Below are 5,939 nucleotides of genomic sequence, written 5' to 3' on the forward strand. Positions count from 1 at the left end.
AAATAATAAAATAAAGCTCATCAAAAGACGTGGGTTTGGCTACCGAAATGATGACCGTCTTTTCCTACGTTTACGCTTGGAAACCGGTCATTGAATTTGTCATCCCCGGGATTTGGTGATGAGCCAAAATAACGGTAGATGTACGTGTCGAAAAAAATTTTTAAGACACTTAAATATGGCGTCAGCCATTGATACATCAACATTTATAGAGGGAGATGATTAGATGAAAGTAAATGTGAACGGTGCTACAATTGCCAATAAATTTAAAACAGCTCAAATGAATACAGGTTTGCTCAACAAAAACAATCCTGTAAGCGAAAAAAATAGTCCAGCGGTTATTTTTAGTCAATCTGGGTTTAAACCGAATATGCCGAACGATGTATTAAAAGACTTTTCGAATGATTTAGCACGGCTAAAAATAGATTTGAAAAATAGTACCGATAGTGAGTCAGCTAGCAAATTAGTAGACGAGTTTTTAGCAACCCATGAGCAACATAAAGAAAAAGGTGTATTCGATGGGAAATTTGACGAGTTCGATACGAACCAAATTTTGCAAAACAGTGTTTTAGATTTAGTTGATGAAGTGCGTGCGAAGCTTGTAGATGAACATGCTCAAAATAATTTTAAGGAAATGAAGGCAAGAGGCAATATGGTACGCTTTCTTACTCAAGCTTTAGGTATAAGTGGGGAAATTAATTATGGTGAAGAGAGCGTTTCTCGCATGGTGAAGCTATATGAGGAGAAATTAAAAGATGGTACATTAACATCTGATAATGTTAAAATCCTTGATTTGGAAGCATTTAATAAATTTCGTGAAAAAAATAGTAAAGATATTGAAGAAGCCATTAAAGAGCGTGACGCATATGGCTCATTAGTACAAAAGCTTGTTGGATTTAAACATTCTTTAGTTCAGTATTTCAAAGATAATAAAACATTGTAAGGGCATTTCCTTTTTATTCTGCCAAATCGTTTATAAGCAATAAAAATACCCCTGTCCATATGGATAAGGGGTATTAGTTACCAAAGTTTCATTTGGGAACGTTATTAAATAAAGAAATGTATATTTTATTCGTCAAATTTCATTGGAATATTAATTAATGAATAATCACCAGTCCATTTTTGTGTTGTGATAATCAAATCCTCACCTTGTTTTTCAAAGAAGAGTCCACTTCCATCTTTTCGTTTGAATACCCATTCTTTTTGGCTCAACATATCTATAATTATTTCATCAACAATAGATTGATTTTGTTCGTTTACTATGTACCATTCTTTCCCGTTTTCACTAGTTAATTTAAGGATTTTTTCGTCAGATTTATTTAGTTTTTCAATCACTTCTTTTTTGCTTATAGTTTCTATTGGTAACGTAGGGTAATAAAGTTTGTTGTAAAATACAAATGCTCCAGCCAATACTACGATTAGTCCGAATGTTATTAATAATCTCTTCATAAGTCACCACCTTTTAAACAGTTATATAAGCTATATTCGATTTAAAATTCTAATGTCCTTTTAAAATCATTCCCAAAGCGTCGTTTAGGGACATCCTGAACATAAGCAGCTAAAATCAAACTTTTATTTGGGAACGTTATTATGTTTAGTTATGTATACGTTATAAATCCTTGTTGCACTAAAGCACTCTGTTAGCACAAAATCTATATTTCATTAATAATTTATTAAGCTACCTCCGAGAGTAAACAAAAAAGGAATCATTACTAATAAAAGAATCCCTACAACAACTGTTGAAATGATAATTTCTTTTACTCGAATAAAATTTTGCTTGTGTAATTTATAAAGAATCACGGTATTAATAGGTACGTTTAATAATAAAGCTGTAAGAAGTCCTGGAGCATATGTTTTCATTAATAGTGTAACGATTAGATGCGGAAAAAAAGCATTAAAAATCATAGAACCTAAAAATCCAATATATGCCCATTTTCACTAGCGTCGCATTAAAATAATCCAATGCTTATTATTAAACTGAATTTTCTGTAATATAATTCAAGCACAAAAAAATCCTTTATAATGGTTGGGTGGTAGTAAACCATCCAAATCCAAAACAAAGGACTCAAACATGGATAAGTTTACACGAAAAACATCATTTGAACAATGGTTTTCCCCGATTTCTCAGATAAAACTAGAGGAATTGGTTGAAATCCATCAATTAAACTACTATACAAAGAAATTACAAATGGATTCATTCTTGAAATTACTGTTATTTGCGCAGCTCAATGAAACAGAAAGTATGCGAGATGTTCATCTTAAATTGTTTTCAGACGAACTCCAACAAGTAACGGGCTTAGAATCCATCAGCTTTTCACAGTTAGGTCGCCGGTTAAATCAAGTGTCGACAGAGGTGTTCCAACAGCTATTTCTCGATTTAGTCGCTCAAATCCATGAAAAATCACAGTATGAGCAGCGTCGCAAAATAACGACACCATTAAAAATCATTGATTCGAGTACGTTGCCGTTGAATTTGAACAATCATAAGTGGGCTGAATTTCGCCAAACAAAATCAGGAATCAAGCTTCATTTACGATTGATTCACGTAGAGAAAGGACGTTCATATCCAGATCAAGCGGCTCTCACAAATGCAGTCGAGCATGATCATGGTCAGCTTGAGCTACTCGTTGACGACAAGGAATGCATGTATGTTTTTGACCGTGGTTATCTGGATTACAAACAATTCGATCAGATGACGGATGACGGTTATTTCTTTGTTTCGCGCTTACGAAAAAACGCAGCGATTCGTGTCATGGAAGAATTCAAATTGCCAGAAGAATCAACCGTCTTAACCGATGAAATGATTTTAATTGGCACAACACAAAATCGGGCAGAAAACTACTTTCGTCGCATCAAAGTAGCGGATACCAAAGGAAACGAACTCCAGTTGATTACGAATCGCTTTGATTTAAGTGCTGATGAAATCGCCGAATTATACAAATCGCGCTGGGCAATTGAGTTGTTTTTCAAATGGATGAAGCAACACTTGAATATCAAAAAATTTTACGCGCAAAGTAAACAGGGCGTACATAATCAAGTGTATATCGCGATGATTGTGTACTGCTTACATGTATTGGCTCAACTGCGTACAAATAGTCCTAAAAGTTATTTGGACATTAGTCGCTTATTGAAGGCAGCTCCATGGAAGTCTGCTCACTTATGGATTCGAAAAATCTCTGGAAAAGCCGTTCCATAAAGGTTCAACCACTTCTGTCACACTCGTCATAGGTTATAGTAAAAAAATGGATGTTCACTACCTCTGTTCAAGTGTCTTCGTTTTTCTTCAAAAATGAAAAATAAAGAAAACAGAAAATTCAGTTAAATTTTATGCGACAATAGTGAATGATGTGTTGTGTTTTATTTATGAGTCGTCCGGCACTAGCAAATAATACGTATTTTCCCGACGTACCTCGTTACAGTAGTGCCCACAGTGAAATTACGTATTTAGCGCAGAACGGTGTAATTAGAGGCACTTCATATGACACATTTAGTCCAAATAATTATGTTACAAATCGACAAGTAGCAGCAATGCTAGTTAGAGCATTGCAGTTAGGTAATGAGGCCCCTAGAAACCCTAAATTAAAGGATGTTCCTACAACAGATAGCGGCTATAAAGATATTGCAATCGCAATACAAAATGGTATTTTTCCTAAAACAGAGTACTTTTACCCTAATGCGTATACTACGCGTGAAGAAATGGCAAGAGCACTCACACACGCATTTCAATTAAAAGGAAATAAAAGCACAATATTTAAAGATGTTTCTAAAAACTACTGAGCCTATCAATATATTGATGCTTTGGCAACCCATAATATTACAACAGGTTATCCTAACCAAACTTTTATTCCAAAAAATAAGTTAACAAGGGCGCATTTTTCTTTATTTTTAGCACGTGCATTGGAACCAAAAATTAGACCAGCGCATCGTAAGGTTACTTATCCATCTAACTTAATGCCTGATGCTTCTTGGAATGGATTAAATCAATATTTTGGAAGTGCTAACCAGCGTACGATTTTTGGCACACGATTTAGTAACTTACAGTTGAAGAGAGAAGCTACGGGCATAGTTGTGGAAGGTTCTTTTAACAATCATCGTGTAGTTCTATACGAAGATACACCTAAAGCTTTATATATCTATGCTGGATCAACATTATCTATAGAAGATTTATATCGAGGGTTTGAGATTACTTACCCTATTTACGAAGGAAAAACATGGTCTACCCCACGCTCAGAATTTTCTAACGGCACAAAATATGAAGTGCTTAAAACAAATGATTATATTTTTCACGATAATAAATGGTTTGATAACGTAATAAAAGTAAAAGCGACTTCACTTACGCCCACTACAAATTACTTTGATCAACTTATCCCTCCTAGTGTGATTTATATCGCGCCTAATATTGGTATTCTCGCTACCTATTATGAAGATTTAGTAGGTCCTGGTATACATGAATGGGTTTCTGAAAAGACATATAAAAATAGTTATGAATCTGTCGAAGGCTATTCGCCCTGGTCATAATAGCTAACGCATTTGCTCTGACAAATGCGTTTTTCTAATGGGTTTAGTATACTAACAAAAAGGAGTGTAGTTTATGACAAACTGGTTGAAAAAAGTCGCGTTAGCTACAAGTATTGTTGGTGCAACAGCCGTCAGTTCAGTAGCTTACGTCTTTCGGAAGGAACTGGCCACACTCAAAAGTGTAAAGCGCCTATCCCCTTCCCTTTTTGAAATGCATTATCAAGGCGATTATGGTTTAGATAAATTTTTGCAAACAGGGGCGCGCACTGATGGGGAGTTGATTCATTTTGTCACGCGTCATCTAATGAAAGGCTTCCCTGTTAGTATTGCACTACCTGATTTAAGTTGTACGACGTTTCGTGCTAAGAGTGAAACCGGTTATTTATTCGGACGCAATTTTGATTTAGCACAAGGTCCTTCACTCATTATGCACACTGCTCCGTCTAACGGCTATAAAAGTATTGCGATTACGCACCTTCCCTTTTTAGGCTTTGCAGATGATGAAAGTTTAAATGGTATGCATAATCGACTTACCACACTTGCGGCACCTTACATACCGATGGACGGTATGAATGAAATGGGACTGGCTATTGGAATTTTATTATTACCTGATACGCCGACAGCGCAAAATCGTGGCAATATCCCTATTATGTGTACGACTGCTATTCGCCTCGTGCTAGATAAAGCTGCAACTGTAGATGAAGCAATCGCATTAATGGCACAATATGATATGCATGACTCTGCTGCTAGTGCCTATCACTATCAAATCGTTGATGCTAGTGGACAAAGTGTAATTATTGAATATATTAATAACGAAATGCACGTGCTTCGCCATAAAACGCATCGTCAAGCTGCAGCTAATTTTTATCAACACCCTAGTAAAAATATGCATGGCTATGGTCATGACCGTTATGGTAAGGTGATGGATTTACTTACTCAAAAAAATGATGTTCTCACAAAAGAGGAAGCGATGGACTTATTGTCACGAGTCGCTGTAGATGGCGAGGTTGATCCCTTCTCACACAAGCCTTCTTTTACCTTATGGAGTGCTGTTTATGAGTTGGACAAGCGCAGTGTGACAGTTGCCGCTAACAGGAATTATGATGAGGTATACACATTTACATTATGACGATTTTATGAGGCAAAACTGGTGCCTTGTGGAGCTGGTTTTATTAGGCATAAACTTATTTTCTATTTTTGTATTACTTTTGTGTATTTTCTAGTAGATGTATTTATTCGAAATAACCCTTGGTACGAAAGTATTATCACAGTTATTTCCTTTTTATTTATTTTTATACACTAGCGTCGCATTAAAATAATTCAACGCATCATATTAAACTGAATTTTCTGTCATATAATCCAGGCACAAAAAATCCTTTATACTGGTTGGGCGGTAGTAAACCATCCAAATCCAATACAAAGGA

7 protein-coding genes are annotated in these 5,939 nt (G+C 35.6%); 5 read left to right on the plus strand and 2 right to left on the minus strand.

The features are described from left to right. The first annotated feature begins 223 nt into the window (after positions 1-223). Positions 224-940, plus strand: coding sequence for a hypothetical protein (locus DDE80_RS13500; protein ID WP_108308415.1), 717 nt, complete (start codon positions 224-226; stop codon positions 938-940). 125 nt (positions 941-1,065) lie between these two features. Here DDE80_RS13500 and DDE80_RS13505 read toward each other — a convergent pair whose 3' ends face one another. Both DDE80_RS13505 and DDE80_RS13510 read right to left on the minus strand, forming a co-directional pair. Continuing rightward, on the minus strand, positions 1,066-1,446 hold the full coding sequence (locus DDE80_RS13505) for a hypothetical protein (protein ID WP_108308417.1): 381 nt from the start codon (positions 1,444-1,446) through the stop codon (positions 1,066-1,068). A gap of 213 nt (positions 1,447-1,659) precedes the next feature. Then, positions 1,660-1,920 (minus strand): HXXEE domain-containing protein, encoded by a 261-nt coding sequence (locus DDE80_RS13510; protein ID WP_282432402.1) that lies wholly within the window; start codon positions 1,918-1,920, stop codon positions 1,660-1,662. Between the two features lie 148 nt (positions 1,921-2,068). On the opposite strand from DDE80_RS13510, the gene DDE80_RS13515 reads away from it, so the two are divergent. From DDE80_RS13515 to DDE80_RS13530, 4 genes are all read left to right on the plus strand, one after another. Continuing rightward, positions 2,069-3,193 carry an IS4 family transposase gene (locus tag DDE80_RS13515; RefSeq protein WP_108308420.1) on the plus strand — a complete coding sequence of 375 codons (1,125 nt, stop codon included), beginning with the start codon at positions 2,069-2,071 and terminating at the stop codon, positions 3,191-3,193. A gap of 167 nt (positions 3,194-3,360) precedes the next feature. Then, on the plus strand, positions 3,361-3,774 hold the full coding sequence (locus tag DDE80_RS13520) for an S-layer homology domain-containing protein (RefSeq protein ID WP_161952346.1): 414 nt from the start codon (positions 3,361-3,363) through the stop codon (positions 3,772-3,774). Between the two features lie 12 nt (positions 3,775-3,786). After that, positions 3,787-4,515, plus strand: coding sequence for an S-layer homology domain-containing protein (locus tag DDE80_RS13525; protein ID WP_108308423.1), 729 nt, complete (start codon positions 3,787-3,789; stop codon positions 4,513-4,515). A gap of 73 nt (positions 4,516-4,588) precedes the next feature. Next, the gene (locus DDE80_RS13530) at positions 4,589-5,644 is read left to right on the plus strand and encodes a C45 family autoproteolytic acyltransferase/hydrolase (RefSeq protein ID WP_108308425.1); all 1,056 of its coding nucleotides are present in this window, start codon (positions 4,589-4,591) and stop codon (positions 5,642-5,644) included. Positions 5,645-5,939: the final 295 nt, after the last annotated feature.

Source organism: Metalysinibacillus jejuensis (assembly GCF_003057615.1).
Taxonomy (GTDB): domain Bacteria; phylum Bacillota; class Bacilli; order Bacillales_A; family Planococcaceae; genus Metalysinibacillus; species Metalysinibacillus jejuensis.